Source organism: Tistrella arctica (assembly GCF_039630945.1).
Classification (GTDB): Bacteria; Pseudomonadota; Alphaproteobacteria; order Tistrellales; family Tistrellaceae; genus Tistrella; species Tistrella bauzanensis.
In genome coordinates this window covers 223,504-240,923 of sequence record NZ_JBBKTV010000009.1, presented here as the reverse complement: position 1 = coordinate 240,923, position 17,420 = coordinate 223,504, and the positions used below count along the sequence as shown (strand labels likewise).

At 67.2% G+C, this 17,420-nt stretch carries 15 protein-coding genes; 8 read left to right on the top strand and 7 right to left on the bottom strand.

Going from position 1 to position 17,420, the window contains the following annotated elements:
* Positions 1 to 58 precede the first annotated feature (58 nt).
* The 5 genes from WG924_RS21165 (at position 59) to WG924_RS21145 (ending at position 7,184) form a co-directional block, all read left to right on the top strand.
* The gene (locus tag WG924_RS21165; RefSeq protein ID WP_345935037.1) at positions 59 to 919 is read left to right on the top strand and encodes a 3-hydroxyacyl-CoA dehydrogenase family protein; all 861 of its coding nucleotides are present in this window, start codon (positions 59 to 61) and stop codon (positions 917 to 919) included.
* Positions 920 to 1,097: 178 nt separating this feature from the next.
* Positions 1,098 to 4,052 (top strand): calcium-binding protein, encoded by a 2,955-nt coding sequence (locus tag WG924_RS21160; RefSeq protein ID WP_345935036.1) that lies wholly within the window; start codon positions 1,098 to 1,100, stop codon positions 4,050 to 4,052.
* Between the two features lie 182 nt (positions 4,053 to 4,234).
* Positions 4,235 to 6,490, top strand: coding sequence for an intermembrane phospholipid transport protein YdbH family protein (locus tag WG924_RS21155; RefSeq protein WP_345935035.1), 2,256 nt, complete (start codon positions 4,235 to 4,237; stop codon positions 6,488 to 6,490).
* Between the two features lie 80 nt (positions 6,491 to 6,570).
* Positions 6,571 to 6,792, top strand: a complete 222-nt coding sequence (locus WG924_RS21150) for a YnbE family lipoprotein (RefSeq protein WP_345935034.1) — start codon at positions 6,571 to 6,573, stop codon at positions 6,790 to 6,792.
* The gene (locus tag WG924_RS21145; RefSeq protein ID WP_345935033.1) at positions 6,792 to 7,184 is read left to right on the top strand and encodes a YdbL family probable chaperone protein; all 393 of its coding nucleotides are present in this window, start codon (positions 6,792 to 6,794) and stop codon (positions 7,182 to 7,184) included. Before WG924_RS21150 ends, WG924_RS21145 begins: the two co-directional genes overlap by 1 nt.
* A 782-nt stretch (positions 7,185 to 7,966) precedes the next feature.
* On the opposite strand, the gene WG924_RS21140 is transcribed toward WG924_RS21145, so the two are convergent.
* Positions 7,967 to 8,938 (bottom strand): GlxA family transcriptional regulator, encoded by a 972-nt coding sequence (locus WG924_RS21140; RefSeq protein ID WP_345935032.1) that lies wholly within the window; start codon positions 8,936 to 8,938, stop codon positions 7,967 to 7,969.
* A 132-nt stretch (positions 8,939 to 9,070) separates the two neighbouring features.
* Here WG924_RS21140 and WG924_RS21135 point away from each other — a divergent pair, with 132 nt between their 5' ends.
* The 3 genes from WG924_RS21135 (at position 9,071) to WG924_RS21125 (ending at position 11,244) form a co-directional block, all read left to right on the top strand.
* Entirely contained in the window at positions 9,071 to 10,222 is a 1,152-nt protein-coding gene (locus WG924_RS21135; RefSeq protein ID WP_345935031.1) for a DJ-1/PfpI family protein, read from the top strand.
* Positions 10,223 to 10,284: 62 nt separating this feature from the next.
* Positions 10,285 to 10,764, top strand: a complete 480-nt coding sequence (locus tag WG924_RS21130; protein WP_345935030.1) for a VOC family protein — start codon at positions 10,285 to 10,287, stop codon at positions 10,762 to 10,764.
* Positions 10,765 to 10,803: 39 nt separating this feature from the next.
* The gene (locus tag WG924_RS21125; protein ID WP_345935029.1) at positions 10,804 to 11,244 is read left to right on the top strand and encodes an SRPBCC family protein; all 441 of its coding nucleotides are present in this window, start codon (positions 10,804 to 10,806) and stop codon (positions 11,242 to 11,244) included.
* A 156-nt stretch (positions 11,245 to 11,400) separates the two neighbouring features.
* Here WG924_RS21125 and WG924_RS21120 read toward each other — a convergent pair whose 3' ends face one another.
* The 6 genes from WG924_RS21120 to WG924_RS21095 all read right to left on the bottom strand — a co-directional run bounded on the left by WG924_RS21120 (position 11,401) and on the right by WG924_RS21095 (position 17,337).
* On the bottom strand, positions 11,401 to 12,162 hold the full coding sequence (locus tag WG924_RS21120) for a Phenylacetic acid catabolic protein (RefSeq protein WP_345935028.1): 762 nt from the start codon (positions 12,160 to 12,162) through the stop codon (positions 11,401 to 11,403).
* Positions 12,163 to 12,344: 182 nt separating this feature from the next.
* Positions 12,345 to 12,743 carry a PaaI family thioesterase gene (locus WG924_RS21115; protein WP_345935027.1) on the bottom strand — a complete coding sequence of 133 codons (399 nt, stop codon included), beginning with the start codon at positions 12,741 to 12,743 and terminating at the stop codon, positions 12,345 to 12,347.
* Positions 12,744 to 12,751: 8 nt separating this feature from the next.
* Positions 12,752 to 13,999 (bottom strand): radical SAM protein, encoded by a 1,248-nt coding sequence (locus WG924_RS21110; RefSeq protein WP_345935026.1) that lies wholly within the window; start codon positions 13,997 to 13,999, stop codon positions 12,752 to 12,754.
* Between the two features lie 547 nt (positions 14,000 to 14,546).
* Complete coding sequence (locus tag WG924_RS21105) at positions 14,547 to 15,986, bottom strand: amidase (RefSeq protein WP_345935025.1); 1,440 nt, start codon at positions 15,984 to 15,986, stop codon at positions 14,547 to 14,549.
* A gap of 109 nt (positions 15,987 to 16,095) precedes the next feature.
* Positions 16,096 to 16,482 (bottom strand): OsmC family protein, encoded by a 387-nt coding sequence (locus WG924_RS21100; RefSeq protein ID WP_345935024.1) that lies wholly within the window; start codon positions 16,480 to 16,482, stop codon positions 16,096 to 16,098.
* 60 nt (positions 16,483 to 16,542) lie between these two features.
* Positions 16,543 to 17,337, bottom strand: coding sequence for an aldolase (locus WG924_RS21095; protein ID WP_345935023.1), 795 nt, complete (start codon positions 17,335 to 17,337; stop codon positions 16,543 to 16,545).
* Between the last annotated feature and the right edge of the window lie 83 nt (positions 17,338 to 17,420).

Genomic DNA, 17,420 nt, shown 5'->3' with positions numbered 1-17,420 from the left:
CGCGGGCCAGCCCGCGCACGCCCCCTCCCCCTCAAGACACCATGCGAGGAAACACACCATGACCAAGCCGATCGGCGTTGTCGGCGCCGGCATGATGGGATCGGAGATCGCCCTGATCTTCGCCGTCGCCGGCCATTCCGTGCTGCTGACCGACCAGAGCCGCGCCGCCGCCGACGCGGCGATCGTCCGGCTTGAGACCGTGCTGGACCGCGGCATCGGTCGCGGCTTCTTTTCCGAGGCCGACAAGGGCCGCGCACTGGGCAATCTGCGCGCGGTCGACAGCCTGGACGATTTCGCCGACCGGCAGGTGGTCGTGGAGGCGGTGTTCGAGGATCAGTCGGTCAAGCAGGCGGTGTTCCGGCAGCTCGACACGATCCTGCCCGCCGACGCGATCATCGCCAGCAACACCTCGACCATCCCGATTTCCACCCTGGCCTCGGTGGTATCGGCCGAACGCCAGTCGCGGTTTCTGGGCACGCATTACTTCTCGCCCGTGCACCGCATGAAACTGGTCGAGGTGATCCCCACCTTCGACACCGCCGAGGAGGTGGTCGACGAGGTGATGGATCTGTGCCGCAACGCCGGCAAGGAGCCGATCCGGGTCAAGGACGTGCCGGGCTTCGCGGTCAACCGGGTGCTGCATGCGTTTCTGATCGAGGCCGTGAAGCTGGTCGAGGAAGGTGTCGCCACGCCGGAGGATATCGACAAGGCCTGCCGCCTGGGCCTGGGCCATCCCGTCGGCCCCTTCGACCTGATGGATGTGGTGACCAACAGCCTGAGCCTTCAGGCCCAGGAAATCATGCACGACGCCTATGGCGAACGCTTCCGGCCGGGCAGCCTGCTGAAGCAGAAGGTCGCCGCCGGCCATATCGGCCGCAAATCCGGCCGCGGCTGGAAGGTCTATCCGCCCAAGGGCTGAGGCATGGCCCGCCGGCCGATACGGATGATCGGCCGGCGGCGGCTCCCGCATCCGCGCCGAACGCGTGGCACGCGATCTTCCCCACAGTTTGTTGCCTGACAATGCACATATTGCTATCGTCCGCTGCCGCCACCCAGAACATTCCGACAGGGTCGGCTGCCATGAGCGGGGACAGCAGATGGCGACGTTTACCGGCGGCGCGGGCGATGACAGCCTCACTGGCACGGATGAAGACGATGTGATGCGCGGCCGGGGCGGCGCCGACCGGATCGACGGTCGTGCCGGCCGGGACACCGCGTCTTATACCGACAGCGCCGCCGGCGTCGTCGTCGATCTGCGCTCAGGCAATGGCAGCGGCGGCGATGCCGAGGGCGACCGGCTGACCGGCATCGAGATCGTTCATGGCAGCAACTTTGCCGACCAGCTTGCCGGCGGTGCCGCCGCCGACACGCTGCGCGGCTTCGACGGCGACGATGTCCTGCGCGGCCGGGGCGGCGCCGACCTGCTGGAGGGCGGCGCCGGCCGGGACACCGCGTCTTATACCGACAGCGCCGCCGGCGTCGTCGTCGATCTGCGCTCAGGCAATGGCAGCGGCGGCGATGCCGAGGGTGACCGGCTGACCGGCATCGAGATCGTTCATGGCAGCAGCCATGGCGACCAGTTGACCGGCAGCGGTGCCGACGATGTTCTGCGCGGTTTCGACGGCGACGACATCCTTGAAGGCGGCGGTGGCGCCGACCTGATCGAGGGGGGCGCCGGCAACGATACCGCGTCCTATGCCAGCGCCGGATCGGCGGTGCGTATCGATCTTTTGAATGGAACCAAGACTGGCACCGACGCCAGTGGCGACCGCTTTTCCGGCATCGAGAGCCTGACCGGCAGCGCCTATGACGATGGTCTGCAAGGCGACAATGGCGCCAACAGCCTGACTGGTGGCGCGGGTGACGACCGGCTGGTCGGTCGCGGCGGCGACGATATCCTCGACGGCGGCAGCGGCACCGATATTGCCGATTATAGTGACCATGGGCATGCGGTGATCGGGGGGCGCAGCGGCATCACCGACCGGGTCACAGGCGAATTGGACCTGCTGACATCGATCGAGATCGTCATCGGCAGCGATTTCAACGATCTGATCTGGAACAACGGCTTTGACGGCAGCTTCCGGGTCCTGGACCGGATTTCAGGCGGCGGTGGCGACGATTTCCTGCTCGATGGCGTCGATGCCGGCGCGGACACGGTCGAGAACGGGCCGACGACATTCGATGGCGGCGCCGGCAATGACTGGGTGCAGTATTATGCCGCCAGCGGCAGCCTGACGATCAATCTGGCGACCGGCCTGGGCAGCGGCAACATCGCCGCCGGCGACCGCTATATCGATATCGAGAACATCATCGTCTCGCCGCGGCTGGTAACCGCCACCATCGACGGCGTGACCGTCACGACCCCCCGCACGACCGACGATATCCTGACCGGCACCGACGGCGCGAACCAGTTGGATGGCGGCGGCGGCGGCGACGACATCCGGGGCGGCGATGGTGACGATTACCTCATCGGACGCATGGGCGGGTCCAGCCTTGATGGCGGCAATGGCCTCGACACGATCGACTACCACAGCGACAACCCGGCTGGCAGCGCGCTGCCGGTCGATGTCGATCTGGCGCTTGGGCGCGGGCTTGGCGGCTCGGCCGAAGGTGACACCTATCTCTCGATCGAAGCGGTCGTCGGAACCCGCCGCGCCGACCGGATCACCGGCGATGCCGCCGACAACTACCTGACCGGCGGCCTCGGCGCCGACCGGCTGGATGGCGGCGATGGCACCGATACGGCTGTCTATGGCGCCGGCCGGGTTCAGGTCGACCTCAACCTCGGCACCGGCCGCTTCGGCGAGGCCGAGGGTGACCGGCTGTTCAATATCGAGAATCTGATCGCCGCGGGCGGCGATGACGCGCTGCTGGGCAATGACGGCGCCAATCTTCTCGATGGCCGGCAGGGAGACGACCTGCTGGCCGGCCGGGGCGGCGACGACGTTCTGGTCGGCGGCACCGGCGCCGACCGCATGCATGGCGGCGACGGCAGCGACACCGTCAGCTACAGCCTGTCGGGCGCTGCGGTTCAGATCGACCTTGCATCGGCAACCACCGCTGGCGGCGACGCCGCCGGCGACCAGTTGACGGCGATCGAAAACCTGATCGGCAGCGCATTCGACGACAGCCTGACCGGCGACACCGCAGCCAATGTCCTGTCTGGCGGCACCGGTGACGATCGTCTGACCGGTGGCGCCGGCAATGACGTGCTGATCGGTGGAACCGGCGCCGACCGGATCGATGGCGGCGTCGGCAACGACACCGTGTTTTATGGCGATTCAGACGCCGCCGTCTCGATTGATCTGCGCACTGCGGCTGCATCGGGCGGCGACGCCGCCGGCGACATTCTGATCGGCATCGAAGGGGCCGGGGGCAGCGCCTTCGCCGACCTGCTGATCGGAGACGCCGGCGACAACACCCTGCTGGGCAATGGTGGCGACGACATCATCAGCGGCGGTGACGGCGCCGATTATATCGATGGCGGCGCCGGCCGTGACACCATGCGCTATACCGACGACACCCGGGATCTGGATATCAATCTGGACAGCGGTCTCGGTCGGGGCGGATCGGCCGCCAATGACCGGCTGATTTCGATCGAGGTGATCGAAAGCGGCAGTGGCGACGATCTGATCCAGGGACAGTCGAACGAGACCGCCGAACGGTTCATGGGCGGCGGCGGCGACGACCAGCTCAACGGCCGCGGCGGCACCGACATGCTGAGCGGTGGCAGTGGCGCCGACCGGTTCCTGTATGCCGCCACCATCTACAGCCGGGTCGGGCGTGGTGACCACATCCTCGATTTCAGCCAGGAAGACGGTGACCGCCTCGACCTGTCGGGTATCGACACCAATCCCGCCACCATCGCCGATGACGGTTTCAGCTTCATCGATGGCAGCGGCTTTTCCGGAACCACGGCCGAAATCCGGGTTCAGTCGGCCGCGGGCCGGCTGGTGGTTCTAGGTGACGCCAATGGCGATGGCGCAGCCGATATCGAAATCAACCTGATCGGCTTCACCGGCACCCTGACCGCCGCCGATTTCATCCTCTGACAAGGTTCATCCTCTGACAGGGGCGGTCGTCGGACAGGGGCGGGCGTCGGACAGGGGCGGGCGTCGGACAGGGGCGGGCGTCGGACAGGGAGAGGCAGCCGCGGCGCACCCGCAACCGGGGCGGGCCAAACCGCCACCGATCGATTATCATGGCCGATGTCTCATCACGCGGGGATCATGCCATGGCCGGTCGGCGGCTCGCCGTCATTCTTCTTGCGGGCAGTGGTCTTGTCGTGGCCGCAGGTCTGGTGCTGTGGCGCTATGGTCCGGCAATCGCCGTCGAGATGGCCATTGATGCGCTGGAGGCACGCGGCATCGGGCCGGTCACCACCGGCGCGCAGAGCTTCACCGATGGCCGGCTGGTCATCACCGATCTGCGCATCGGCGATGTCGGCCCCACCGCATCCGATGACGGCACCGCCGCAGCCGGCGGATCGGGCCTCAGTGCCGACAACCTCAGCCTGGGCTTCACGCTGGATGCCCTGCGCGCCGGGCGGCTGACCGATGCCCGGATCGGGCATCTGACCCTGCGGCTTGTAGAGGGTGCGCCCGGCCCGTTCGCTGCCCTGCTGGAAGACAACCCGGCCGAAGGCGCTGCCACCACCGGCCCGGCATCGCCCCTGGCCCTGCCGATCGACAATCTTGTGATCGACCGGCTGGATGCCGCCTATCTGGATACCGGCGGCAATGCCGTGATGCGCTATGACGGCCGCGCCGATATTGCCGGCGATGACGGCCTCGCCATCGCACTCGACGGCCGCGGCGCCTGGGCCGCGGCGGACGGATCGGCTGATATCGCCGGGCCGATCGCCTTAACCGCACAACTGGCGCCGCCGAAGCCGGGGCAGCCCGAACAGATCGCGATTGCCGGCACGATCGCCCTTGAGGGCGGGGGCGACGGCTGGTCGATGGCCTATGCGGCACCGGTGCCGATCGCGGCCGCCGTCACCCGCAGCCTGACCGATGGCGGCCTGACCGCCACAGTGCCGGACTGTCTGGCCCTGCCCGCAATCAGGCTGGGCGAGGGCCGCGATGCCACCGCGATCGGCAATGCCCGCCTGTGCGCAACCGATGGCGAACCGCTGCTGCGGATGATGCCGGATGGCGCGGCCATACTGTCCGCCGTTCTGCGCGACGCCGCAGTCACCAGCCCGGGCCTGCAGGCCAGCCTGACCGCGCTTACCCTGACCGGCCCGATTCCGGGGCTCGCCGCAGATGATGCCGGGCCCCTTGCCCTGACGCTTGAAGGCGGTCGGATGACCCTGGCCGATGCCGGCGTCACCCTGCGCGACATCGCCGGCACGGCGACGGCCACAGAGCTTGCCACGGCAAACCCGCAGGCGCGGATCGCCAGCCTGTCGCTGCGGGTGGACGATACCGCACAGCCACAACGCGTGGTGCCGCTCGCCATCACGCTCGCCGGCACCGCCTCGCCGTCTGCCGTGGCATTGAAAGGCCGGCTGACCGACGCCGCCGGTCGGATCGGCGGCCCGGTGACCATCACGCACGATCCCGCCGGCGGGCGCGGCCATGCCACGTTGGCGCTGGGGCCGGTCAACTGGGCGCGCGGCAGCCTTCAGCCGGTCGACATCGCGCCCGTGGTGGCGGGGCTGTTCAGTGGCGTCACCGGCCAGACCGCCGCCCATCTGCGCGCCGATTGGCGGCCGAACCGTCCGATGGCGCTGCGGGCGGTGATCGACATCGTGGCCACCGGCGTGACCGTCGATGCCGCCAGCCTGTCGGGCATCGACGGCCAGATCGTGTTGACCGGCCCGGACCCATGGGTGACCACAGGGCCGCAGACCCTTGAGATCGGCAGGGTCGATGCCGGCATCCAGTTGACCGGCGGCACGGTCACCGCCAATCTGACGCCGAAGACCATCGACCTGCTGGAAGCAACCTGGCCCTTCGCCGGTGGCCGGCTGTCGGTGCAGCCGACCACCCTGCCCCGCGCCGACGGACCGCGCCGGTTGACCGTGAAGGCCGAGGCCCTGGAATTGTCGCTGCTGGCGGCCCTGGCCGAACAGCCGGCGCTGACCGCCGATGGCCGGATATCGGGCACCATTCCGGTCGTGATCGCCGAGGATGGCATCCGCATCGACAAAGCGGTGCTGGCCGGACGCACCGGCCGGCTGAGCTGGACATCGGATGCGGCCGCCTCGGCGGCCGGCTCCGCGGGTGAGGGCGCCGACCTGCTGGCCCGCGCCTTGCAGGATTTCCGGGTCGAGCGATTGAACATGACCCTCGACGGCCCGCTGGAAGGCGAGTTGGTCGCGGGATTGTCCCTCGCCGGATCGAGCCCGGCGGTGTATGACGGATACCCGATGGAAATCAATCTGGATGTCCGCGGACCGCTGGCACAGCTACTGTCAGCCGAAGGTCGCCTGTTCGATGCATCAGGGGCCGGGCTTGGTATCGAGGGGCTGACGCCGCAGTGACATGGCCACCCGACCCGGTCCGCCGCCCCGGCGAGCGTCCGGCTTCCGAAGACCGACGATCCGACAAGATGGGAGGCCCGATGGCCCGACGGATATCGCTGCCACGGATATCGCTGCCGCCGCTGCTGGCGGCACCGGCCTTGTTCGCCCTGCTCGTCGCCGCCTGCCAGCCGACCGTCCGGGTCGAGGCGCCCGAAAAGCCGATCGTGATCAACGTCAACGTCAAGATCGAGCATGAGGTCCGGGTCCGCGTCGAGAAGGACATCGAAGACCTGCTCTCCTCTGAACCGGAGCTGTTCTGATGACCATGTCGCGTTTTCATCGCCACCTGTCCGCCGGCCTGTTGCTGCGGGCGGTTCTGGCGGCACCGCTGGCCGTCACGATCGGCGCCGCCGCGCTGCCGGCCACGGCCATCGCCCAGCAGGCCGATCTGGATGCGCTGAAGGCATCCGGCACGGTCGGCGAACGCTTCGACGGCTATGTGGCCGTGGTCAAGGGCCAGGGCGACGCCGCGACCCAGCGGGTGATCGACCAGATCAACCTGCAGCGCAAGGACCGCTATCGCGAGATCGCCGGCAAGCGCGGCACATCGCTGTCGGCGGTGGAACAGATCGCCGGCGCCCAGATCATCGAACGCGCGCCATCGGGCAGCCTGGTGATGCCGCAGAACGGCACCTGGGTGCGCAAGCCCTGACGGCCGCCGGCCGCCGACCTCGCCGACAGATCCGATGCCGCCCCCAATGTCAGGGGGCGGCTTTTCTTTGTCCGCGCCTGGCATGTTATCCGCCGGCCATGATGAATGATCGCCAACAAAAGAAACGGCCGGCAGGATCCAAAGATCCGACCGGCCGTAAAGTCGACAGTGTGGAGAGGTAACCGAAGAGCCTAAGCAGAAGATGGATGAAGAAGCACGCCTGCTTCACAAGGCGATCCGGGTTGAGGGTCGAGCGGAAAGCACTCACCCCCGCTTCAAGCACTCCGTCCGTGCCCTCAACCCGGCTAGTTCTTCCTTTCGGAAGAACATTCTGTCTCGTGAAGCCGTCTCTTCGTCAGTGATTAGACCATCGTAACTTGTGTTGGTCAAATCTTTTTTCGAAGGATCTTAGTACTCGTTTCGTCCGGTCTTCCTAGACAAGCAGACAACATATCGAATACTGACGAAGCGCTGTGCATCATCAGTAAACGATCGAGGTGCTCCCCACCCCGTCATCTGCCTCGGGTTCTTATTAGCAACTGGCGTGCCAATCCGGCGAAATCGCGGCATTCCGCCGTTCCGGTCCTGTCTGCTCCGGCCCTGCCCGTGCAGCAGGCGGCGGAATTGTCCATGATTTGTGCAGCTATTCTTCGGGAAGGATCATTCCGCATATATTTTGTGCAGTGCACCTGAAGACCGTTCGCAGATGCACAGAGCGCGGCCCGTGCAGGCGCGCCCTTCGGCGGCAGGTCGCCCGCCTCCCTGGCCCTTATGATCAGCCGTCATAGTTCCGTATGCATCTCGCGGAACAGCGCCGGCGTGATGCCGAACCGCCGGGCGAAGGCCTCCGAAAGCCGCGCGGTCGGGAACAGGCCGACCCGGCCCGCCACCAGCTTGAGCGACAGGCCGCGCGAGAGCAGCAGGCGCGCGGCGGTCAGCCGGGCCGTCTCGACGAACCGTGCCGGCGTTTCCCCGGTTGCCGCCACGAATTTGCGGTGAAAGGTCCGTTCGGACAGGCCCGCGCGCCCGGCGAGCGAGGGGACATCCAGCGGCTCATCGAGATTGGACTGTATCCATCCGATCAGATCGGCGAAGGGGCTGTCGGCCTGCACCTGCGCCGTCAGGATCGGGCTGAACTGAGACTGGTATCCGGGGCGCCGGGCATAGAGGATCAGCCGCTTCGCGACCGCGCCGGCGATGGCGGCATCGAGGTCGCGGGCAATCATCGCCAGCGCCATGTCGATGCCCGTGGTGACACCGGCCGAGGTCCACAGCCGCCCGTCGACCACATAGAGCGCATCCGGATCGACGGTGATGCCAGGAAAGCGCCGGGCGAGCGGCTCGCAGGAGTCCCAATGGGTGGCGACGCGCCGGCCATCGAGCAGCCCGAGCGCCGCCAGAATGAAGCCGCCGCTGCACACCGACCCGAAGCGTCGCGCACCGGCGACCAGCCCCGGCAGGGCGGCCCCAAGCACCGGATCGGCCATGGCCGGCAGAAGATGCTCCCGTTCCGCGCCGGCAATCAGAACCGTTTGGGCGCACCCCGGCGCGAGGGCGGAAATCGCCGTGGTGTCGACGGCAATGCCGCTGCTGCTGTCGACCGGCCCGCCGCCGGCAGACACCAGGTCGACAGCATAGAACGGTGCCCGCCCCTGCTGGCACAGGGCGCGATTGGCGCTGTTGAACACCGACGCAGGGCCTGACGCGTCGAGCAGTTCGAACCCCGGATAGACGATCAGGACGACATGATGCATTGGCAGAAAATACGCCCTCTTTGTCATGTCCGCCAAACGCTATCGGATCTAGCCTGCGGAATAGTCGATTGACCGGCCGATCCGGTCGGTCGGCTGACGCCCTGTTCCACCCGTCGATCAGAAGAGGCAGCGATGCGGACATCCATGGTCATCCGGGGCGGCGTCGCCGTCGTGCTGCTGGCTCTGGCCGGTTTTGCCGGCTGGGTTTTCAGCCTGCCGCCGGCACCCGCCGCGACCGAAGGCCCCGCCGTGCCGCCCGCCGAACGGGATGCCATGCTCGCATCATTGAAGCCCATGGACCGTGATCGTCCGGTGGTCGCGGTCATCGGCCTCAACGACGCCACCGAAACCACCGATTATCTGGTACCGACCGGCATCCTGCGCCGCGCCGACATTGCCGAGGTGGTGATGCTGGCGACCGGCCCCGGCCCGGTGCGGCTCTATCCGGCGCTGCGGGTGGAGCCCGACGCGACGATAGCAGCGTTCGACGCCGACCATCCCGGTGGCGCCGACTATGTCATCGTACCCGCGATGAGCCGCGACGACGATCCGGTGGTGCTGGCCTGGTTGCAGAACCAGTCCCGGAAAGGGGCAATGATCATCGGCATCTGCGCCGGTGCCAAGGTGGTCGGCGCGGCCGGGCTTCTCGACGGCCGCCGCGCCACGACCCACTGGTATTATGTGGGCGAGATGCTGGAGCGCAGCCCGCATATCGACTATGTCGCCGACCGGCGGATGGTCGTGGACGGGATTGTGGCGACCACCACCGGCATCACCGCGTCGATGCCGATGATGCTGACGCTGATCGAGGCGATCGCCGGGCGGGCAAAGGCCGAGACTGTGGCCCGCGATCTGGGCCTTGAGACATGGGGCGCGCGCCACGCCAGCGACGCGTTCAGGCTGACCCGCCGGTTCGCGACCACCGTCCTTGCCAACAGCATGGCGTTCTGGAACCGGGAAACCCACGGCATCCGCATCGAGCCGGGCATCGACGAGGCGTCGCTGGCCCTGGTCGCCGATGCCTGGTCGCGGACCTATCGGTCCGGTGTCTTCACAGTCGCGGCATCGACGGCTACGGTTGTGACGGCGAATGGCGTCCGCGTGCTGCCGGATCGGGACGCGACCGGCCGGGCGACGGATCGCGCCGTCTCGACGTTCCCCGATCGCGGGCCGGCAGATGCCCTGGACCAGACGCTCCACGCGATCGCCGGGCGTTATGGCGCGCCCACCGCTCGCGTGGTTGCAATGCAGTTGGAATATCCGGGCTTTGGAGAGGCCGACTGAGCGGCGCATGGCACAGAGCCCCCGGACATCCACGGAGCCCCTGACATCCAAGGAGAGCCATGATGACCGATCTCGTAGCCTGCCTGTGGTTCGACCACGGCGAGGCGGCCAAGGCCGCCGCATTCTATGCGGCCACCTTTCCCGACAGCCATGTCGACCGGGTGAACGCGGCCGCCTCCGACTATCCCGGCGGGACGGAAGGCAGTGAACTGACCGTCGAATTCACCGTGCTGGGCCGGCGGTTCCTGGGCCTGAACGGCGGCCCGCATGTCAAGGCGAGCCAAGCCGTCAGCTTCATGGTGCTGACCGGCGATCAGGACGAGACAGACCGCTATTGGAACGCGATCGTCGGCAATGGCGGCCATGAGAACGATTGCGGCTGGTGCAGGGATCGCTGGGGCTTTTCCTGGCAGATCACGCCGAGGCGGCTGATGGAGCTGACGACCGGCCCCGATCGTGCGACGGCGAAGCGCGCGATGGCGACGATGATGACGATGAAGAAGATCGACATCGCGGCACTGGAAGCTGCGGTCGCCGGGTAATCATGGCAGTGACGCCAGAGATCAATGAACGGAACGATCATGCCCAATACGATCAAGCTGCATCGCGTCTTCACCGCCAGGCCTGAAAAGATCTATCGGGCATTTCTTGAGCCCGACGCGGTTGCGAGCTGGCTTCCGCCCTATGGGTTTACCTGTACGGTCCATGAGCTTGAGGCGACGGAAGGCGGCCGGCACAGAATGTCCTTCCGGAACTTCACGACCGGTCAAAGCCATGGCTTCGGCGGCACCTATCTGAAACTCGTGCCCGGCCGGATGCTGGTCTACAGCGATGTCTTCGACGATCCGAACCTGCCCGGCGAGATGACCGTGACCGTCCGCTTGACCGCCGTCTCGGTCGGCACCGAGATGACGGTGGTTCAGGAGAGCGTGCCCGATGTGATCCCCGTCGAGGCCTGTTATCTCGGCTGGCAGGACTCGCTGCGCAAACTTGCCGGACTTGTCGAGCCCGAGATCGCCTGACGGCCCGACATCGCCTGACGAACCATCGGTGCGTGCGCGATCAGGCCCCGTCCGCCGGTGGCTGATTGCCACCGGCGGTCTTTCTGCACCCCACCTTCCTGTGCCCCGCCCGACCGCAGCGTTACCGCACGCGGTGGCCGGAGGCAGCAGGCCCGATCAGAGGAACTTACGGCCACGGGTCCAGTCGTCGGGCACGTCCAGGCCCAGTTCGCGAAGCTGCGGCACGATATGGGCGCAGTAACGCTGGCGGGCCTCTTCATTGGTGTATTTGCGCAGACCCCATTTGACATAGGCCTTCGAACGTTCGCTTTCCGAACGGCCGAACAGGTCGAGCATGGTCGACCACCACACGCCTTCCAGTTCGGCCTGAACCGCGGCGCGGCCTTCCGGGGTGGCGCAAAGCTGCTTCACGATGCGGCGGCCCTGGGCGACGTGGTTGTATTCGTCCATCACGATCGAGATGCACATATTCGCGATCGGCTTGTAGGACGACTGGGCCATCTCCTCGATCATCGCCAGGACGGCGCCCTCACCGATCATCGAAAACAGACCGCGCTGCACCCAGCTATCGATCTTGCGCACGGCGTCGGTGCGGTAATGCTGCCGCTCCTGGAAGTGCTGATCCATCATATAGGTGACGTCGATGCCCAGATCGCGCAGCACCTCGGCGCCCCGCACGAAATGGTCCATCTCTTCCGCCGCGCGTTCGCAGCACATCTTGCGCTCATAGGCATCGGGCGCCATCGGGTAGAGCAACTGAGTGTAGTCGTCGGCGCCGGTCAGCTCGCCCTCGGTATGTGCGCGGAGCTGGTGGATCACCAGATCCTGATATTCCTTGGGCATTTTGTAGAACTCTTCGGGGCCGTTCACGACCACGGGAGCCTCGGCCTCAGGGGCCATAGCAACATTTTCGAGCATGATTGCTCTCCTGTTATACCTATGATTGATAACGCGGCCACATGTCGACGCCCAACCCGATGATGCGGGCTGAAGCTGCGTGTGGGGGGTGCCAGGGATGGTCGCCCGCCGCAACGGTCAGGACGGCCAATGGTCGGAAGTCTGTGGTCGGAAGTTTGTGGTCGGAAGTCTGTGGTCCGAGGTCAGAGTCTGGCGACGATCCCGGTGCCGGTCGCGGCGACGCGGCCGGTGTCGTCTTCCACGCGGACCGACACGGTGAACAGGTCACCCTGACGGCCCGTTATCTGCCCGACGGCCTGGAACGGGGCCGCCGGCAATCGGTCGAGCAGCTTTATCGCGCTCTCCACCGTGGCGCAGCGTTCGCCGCCGGTGACGAGGATGGCCGGCGCCACCAGCGCACAATCGAGCACGCCCATGATCACCACGTCGTTGATCCGCGCGGCATCGCCGCTATCGAGATGATGCGGCATGATCGTCGACACCCGGGCAGTGGCCACGCCATCCGCCGCCACCGTCACCTGAATGCCGGTATGGGTGAGGATGTCGAGGGCATTGAGCCGTGCCAGGACGTCGGCGGTCATGGGCTGCATCAATGTGTGGTGCCCGGCACGTGCATGGTGGGCCGCACGGTCTGTGGCGGCATCACCCCGCCCAGCGCCGGACGACCGGAGGCGGTGGTGTCGGCGCCATGCCCGTCTTCGCTCTGGGCGCCCTGGCGTTCGGCCTTCAATGCCGCATGAGTGACGGCGCTGGGGTTGAACGGGGTCCAGACGAACTGGTTCCAATAGCCCTCGGCGATGCCGATCCAGGTCTCCAGCATCTCGCGGCTGTCGAGGAACTGGTCCATGCTGACCATCAGCCAGGAATTCACCGCCTGACTGTCGCGGCAGCCATCGCAATGACCCGAGGTGCAGCAGAACTTCACCGTCTTCAGATCGGCCGCCCAGGTGTTGAAGAACGGCAGCACCGGGTTGCCGTTCTCCAGCCGTTCGGCATGATCGGGATGATCGATGCTGATCGACGGGCAGACGTCATAGCCGAAGCTGGCGCCCCAATGGGTCCGGCCGGTGATCATCGCCTCGATGTAATAGGGATGGCTCAGCACGGTATCGGGATACAGCGCCTTCACCCGCAGCGCTTCGGCCAGCAGGGCTTCCTGATGTTCCTGCGCGGTCGGATCGGCCGAGCCGTATTTGCTGTAGAAGTTGAACGACAGCCGGTTGCCGTTGTCGCGGATGCGACGCACGGTCTCCTCGATATGGCCGATGCCATCCTCGGTCAGCGCATAGACGAAATTGGCCCGCGGGTCGTCGCGGTAATTGTCGAGCACCGTCTCGAACAGGCCGGTGAACTGGCGTCCGCTGGGCTTGATCGCGCGCAGCTCGTCGTCCAACTGGCCGCCGCCGAACAGGGTCAGCATCACCGTCACATCTTCGAACCCCTCCCACGGCAGGCGCCGCAGGCCGTTCGACGACACGGTGACATAGCGGATATGCTTCACGAACAGCCGCAGCCGGTCTGGAAACAGGGTCGGCTCGCCACCGATCACCAGCGCCGCGTTCACCCGGCGGGCCTTGGTCTCGCTCACCAGAAAGCTGTCGAGCGTCGCCAGATCCTTGACCTCGCGGGTCGCCGTGTCGTGGCCGTATTCGAAGAACCAGCAGCCTTTGCAGCGGATGTTGCAGGCATTGGTCAGGTGGTATTCCGTCACCCGCACGTTGCGGGCGTGGGTCAGGATACGGTTCAGGCGTCCGGCGAGGGCCGGATCGTCCGCCGTCAATGCCTGGATCCGCGCCACACGTTCGCGCGACCGGGCCTTTCGCAGCTCCGATTTCATCATCGTCCCCCTGGTCGCCGCTCCGCGCCAGACCGCCGCCATCGGTATGGCGGGTCGGCGCCTGCGGCCGTTATCGACCCGTTTCCCGGGTAATGTGCCGCGGGCGCCCCGTTCCGGCATCTGGCGCCGGTATCCGGCGCCGGCGTTTGGCCCGCGATCATTTTTCATTGAGGAGACGTTCACATCCCCTGCGTGCATTAGAACAACTTCAGAGATAATTTTTCAACGTGAAAAAGGAGTTAATGCTGACCTATACGCGTCAGACGACATCAACAGTGCATGAGAGTGGAAACGTTTCGCATTATGCAACAGTTTGCCGCATATGATTGAATGCGGCGGGCATCCATATCCCGGCCGGCCAATATCTTGCGCTGTCATTGAAAAAGGCGCCTGACCGCATGCTGATGCAGTCAGGCGCCTTGCGTTCGACCGGCGCGGGATCATTTGCCGCCGGCAGACCACCGAATGCGGCTCGCTGTCGGGTCATCAAACGGGCGCGCATCCCCGGGCAGTCAACCGCCACGGGTGCATCGTCCGGGTTCTGCGGTCAGCGGGGGTCGATCGGCACCAGATGCCGGGGGGTGAACACGCTCTCCATCCAGGCGGCGCGGGCCAGCAGCCCGGCTTCATCCGCCGGCCGGCCGATCACCTGCAGGCCGAAGGGCAGATCCACAGCGGCGCCGCCGCCGGCGGGGCTGACCGGCATCATCCCGGCCGGCAGCGACAGGGCGGGCGTGCCGGTGAGGGTGATGGCGAAGGTCAGCGCCAGCCACGAGACATAGGTCTCGAAGCGGTGGCCCTCGATCTCGTCCAGCGAGCGGATGACATGCGGGAAGGGCGGCGTCAGCACGGTCGGGGTCAGCACCAGATCGACATCGGCCAGGGTGCGCAGCAGGCCATGGGTCATGGCGGCGCGGTCGCGCTCACCACGCCCCAGCACGGCGGCGGTCAAGCCCAGCCCGTGTTCGATGTTCCACACCAGATCGGGCTTCAGCCGCGCGCGATGGCGCGCCAGCAGCTCTTCATGGATGGTCGCCATCAATCCGGCGCGCAGGGCCTTGAAGCTGCTCTCGGCCGCCGAGAAATCGGTATCGAGGGCCACGATCTCCACGCCCTCGGCGGCCAGACGGTCCACAGCGCGGGCGAAAGCGTCGCGCACCGCGGCGGCCACCGGCACGATCCCCAGATCGACCGACACCGCCACGCGGCGCGGCCGCATCGGGCTGGTCGCCGCCGCCTCGAAGGCGCCCGGCTCCGCTTCCCGCGACAGCGGGTCGCCCGGATACAGCCCGGCCATGGCATCCAGCATCAGCCCCAGATCGGCGACGTTGCGCGCCATCGGCCCGTCGACATCCAGGGTGGAGAAGGCGGCGGTGGAGGGGCCGCGCGGCACCCGCCCCGGCGTCGGGCGCAGGCCGACCACGCCGGTGAAGGCGGCGGGGATCCGCAACGAGCCGCCCAGATCCGAGCCCTGGGCCATCCAGGCGCAGCCGGTCGCCAGCGCCACCGCCGAGCCGCCCGACGAGCCGCCGGGGGTGTAATCGGTGTGCCAGGGGTTGCGGGTGGTGCCGAAGACCTCGTTGAAGGTTTGCGCGCCGGCGCCGAATTCCGGGGTGTTGGTCTTGGCATAGACGATGCCGCCCCGGTTCTGAAGCTGCGCCACCACTGCGTCGGACACCTCCGGCACGTGATCGGCGAAGACCGGCGAGCCATAGGTGGTGCGGATGCCGGCCGTGGCGGTCAGATCCTTGATCGCCACCGGCAGACCATGCAGCCGGCCGGGCTGGCGGCGGCGGTCGGTGGTCGGCATCCAGTGGCGGGCCTCGGCGCGGGCCTGATCGAAGGCGCGGGTCACCACCGCGTTCACGGCGCCATCCACCGCGTCGATGCGCCGTTCCAGCGCATCCAGCAGGTCACCCGGCGTCACATCGCCACGCGCCAGCCGCGCCACCAGATCGCGGGCGGTGGCCTTGATCAACTCATCCATCGGACGTTTCCTCGAACGGTATGGGGCCGTGGCGGTCTTCTGCGCGCAAGACCTGATGCGCGGGACGCCATCGGCGGTCTGGTGTCGGCGGTCTGGTGCGGTCTGGTGCTCAGGCCAGCCTGGTTTCGATGCCGAGGCCCCCTTTCAGGGTCAGCGTCACCGGGGTGCGCTCGGCGATGTCGGCCAGGCGCGCGCGCTGGTCGTCGGACAGCGCGCCCTCAAGCGTCAGCACCCGGTCGATGCGGGCCACGTCGTCGACGCGGTGGAAATGCAGCGCGACATGGGCGGCGGCGAGCGGCCATTGCTTGCGCTCGGCATACATCTTCAGGGTGATGGCGGTGCAGGCGCCAAGGCTTGCCAGCAGCAGATCATAGGGCGCGGGGCCCGTGTTGCCGCCGCCCAGCGCCGCCGGCTCGTCGGCGGTCAGGCTGTGATCGCCTGAGCGGACCGAAACCGCATAGCGGGCCTCACCGATGCTGACCTCTGCCCTCGACATGATGGGACATCTCCTGCTGCGACCAAACGACGGGGGAACGGGTCAGGACGGGGGAACGGGTCAGGACGCGAAATCGGGCTCGCTGCGCGCCAGGATGCGCTTCACGCTCTCCAGATGCAGCCGGGCGCTTTCGGCGTCGCCGTCGCGCATCTGCCGGGCGGTGACCCGCGCCACGGCCTCCGGCACCGGCAGCAGCGGCCGGCCGGTCGACAGCGCGCGGATCTGCACCTCGGCGGCGCGCTCCAGGTAATACAGATCGTCCCAGGCCTCGGCGATGCTGGGGCCGGTGACCATCACGCCATGATTGCGCATGAACAGGATATCGGCATCGCCCATGGCGGCGGCGATGCGGTCGCCCTCGTCCGCGTCCAGCGCCAGACCGTTATAGACCGGGTCCACCGCCACGCGGCCCAGGAATTTCAACGCGGTCTGCCCGGCATGAGACAGCGGTTCGCCCTCGATCATGGTCAGCGCGGTGGCATTGGGCATGTGGGTGTGGAAGGCGGCGGCGGCGCCGGGCTTGCTCAGATGCAGCCGGGCGTGGATATAGAACGCCGACGCCTCGGGCGTGCCCTCGCCCCGGATGACATTGCCGTCGAAATCGCAGACCAGCAGGCTGGACGCGGTGACCTCGGCGAAGGCCAGCCCATAGGGGTTGACCAGAAACAGATCGTCGCGCCCCGGCACCAGGGCCGAGAAGTGATTGCAGATCCCCTCGGCGAAGCCAAGCCGCGCCGCCATCCGCAGACAGGCGGCCATATCCACCCGCGCCCGCGCCAGCGCCGCCTCGTCGATCGGGCTGTTCAGACGCAGGGGTGCGGCGGCACCGGGCTGGCGGATCAGTTCATGGGCCATGGGTCGGGCTCCGCGGATCAGGGACGACGGGATCGGATTGGGCGGTCAGACGTGGCGAGCAGGGTCGGACAGGGTGGACAGGC

What these genes read in the sequence shown, in the direction of transcription:
- WG924_RS21165 (WP_345935037.1), top strand. Translation starts at nt 59, where the DNA reads ATGACCAAGCCGATCGGCGTTGTCGGCGCCGGCATGATGGGATCGGAG.
- WG924_RS21160 (WP_345935036.1), top strand. Translation starts at nt 1,098, where the DNA reads ATGGCGACGTTTACCGGCGGCGCGGGCGATGACAGCCTCACTGGCACG.
- WG924_RS21155 (WP_345935035.1), top strand. Translation starts at nt 4,235, where the DNA reads ATGGCCGGTCGGCGGCTCGCCGTCATTCTTCTTGCGGGCAGTGGTCTT.
- WG924_RS21150 (WP_345935034.1), top strand. Translation starts at nt 6,571, where the DNA reads ATGGCCCGACGGATATCGCTGCCACGGATATCGCTGCCGCCGCTGCTG.
- WG924_RS21145 (WP_345935033.1), top strand. Translation starts at nt 6,792, where the DNA reads ATGACCATGTCGCGTTTTCATCGCCACCTGTCCGCCGGCCTGTTGCTG.
- WG924_RS21140 (WP_345935032.1), bottom strand. Translation starts at nt 8,938, where the DNA reads ATGCATCATGTCGTCCTGATCGTCTATCCGGGGTTCGAACTGCTCGAC.
- WG924_RS21135 (WP_345935031.1), top strand. Translation starts at nt 9,071, where the DNA reads ATGCGGACATCCATGGTCATCCGGGGCGGCGTCGCCGTCGTGCTGCTG.
- WG924_RS21130 (WP_345935030.1), top strand. Translation starts at nt 10,285, where the DNA reads ATGACCGATCTCGTAGCCTGCCTGTGGTTCGACCACGGCGAGGCGGCC.
- WG924_RS21125 (WP_345935029.1), top strand. Translation starts at nt 10,804, where the DNA reads ATGCCCAATACGATCAAGCTGCATCGCGTCTTCACCGCCAGGCCTGAA.
- WG924_RS21120 (WP_345935028.1), bottom strand. Translation starts at nt 12,162, where the DNA reads ATGCTCGAAAATGTTGCTATGGCCCCTGAGGCCGAGGCTCCCGTGGTC.
- WG924_RS21115 (WP_345935027.1), bottom strand. Translation starts at nt 12,743, where the DNA reads ATGACCGCCGACGTCCTGGCACGGCTCAATGCCCTCGACATCCTCACC.
- WG924_RS21110 (WP_345935026.1), bottom strand. Translation starts at nt 13,999, where the DNA reads ATGAAATCGGAGCTGCGAAAGGCCCGGTCGCGCGAACGTGTGGCGCGG.
- WG924_RS21105 (WP_345935025.1), bottom strand. Translation starts at nt 15,986, where the DNA reads ATGGATGAGTTGATCAAGGCCACCGCCCGCGATCTGGTGGCGCGGCTG.
- WG924_RS21100 (WP_345935024.1), bottom strand. Translation starts at nt 16,482, where the DNA reads ATGTCGAGGGCAGAGGTCAGCATCGGTGAGGCCCGCTATGCGGTTTCG.
- WG924_RS21095 (WP_345935023.1), bottom strand. Translation starts at nt 17,337, where the DNA reads ATGGCCCATGAACTGATCCGCCAGCCCGGTGCCGCCGCACCCCTGCGT.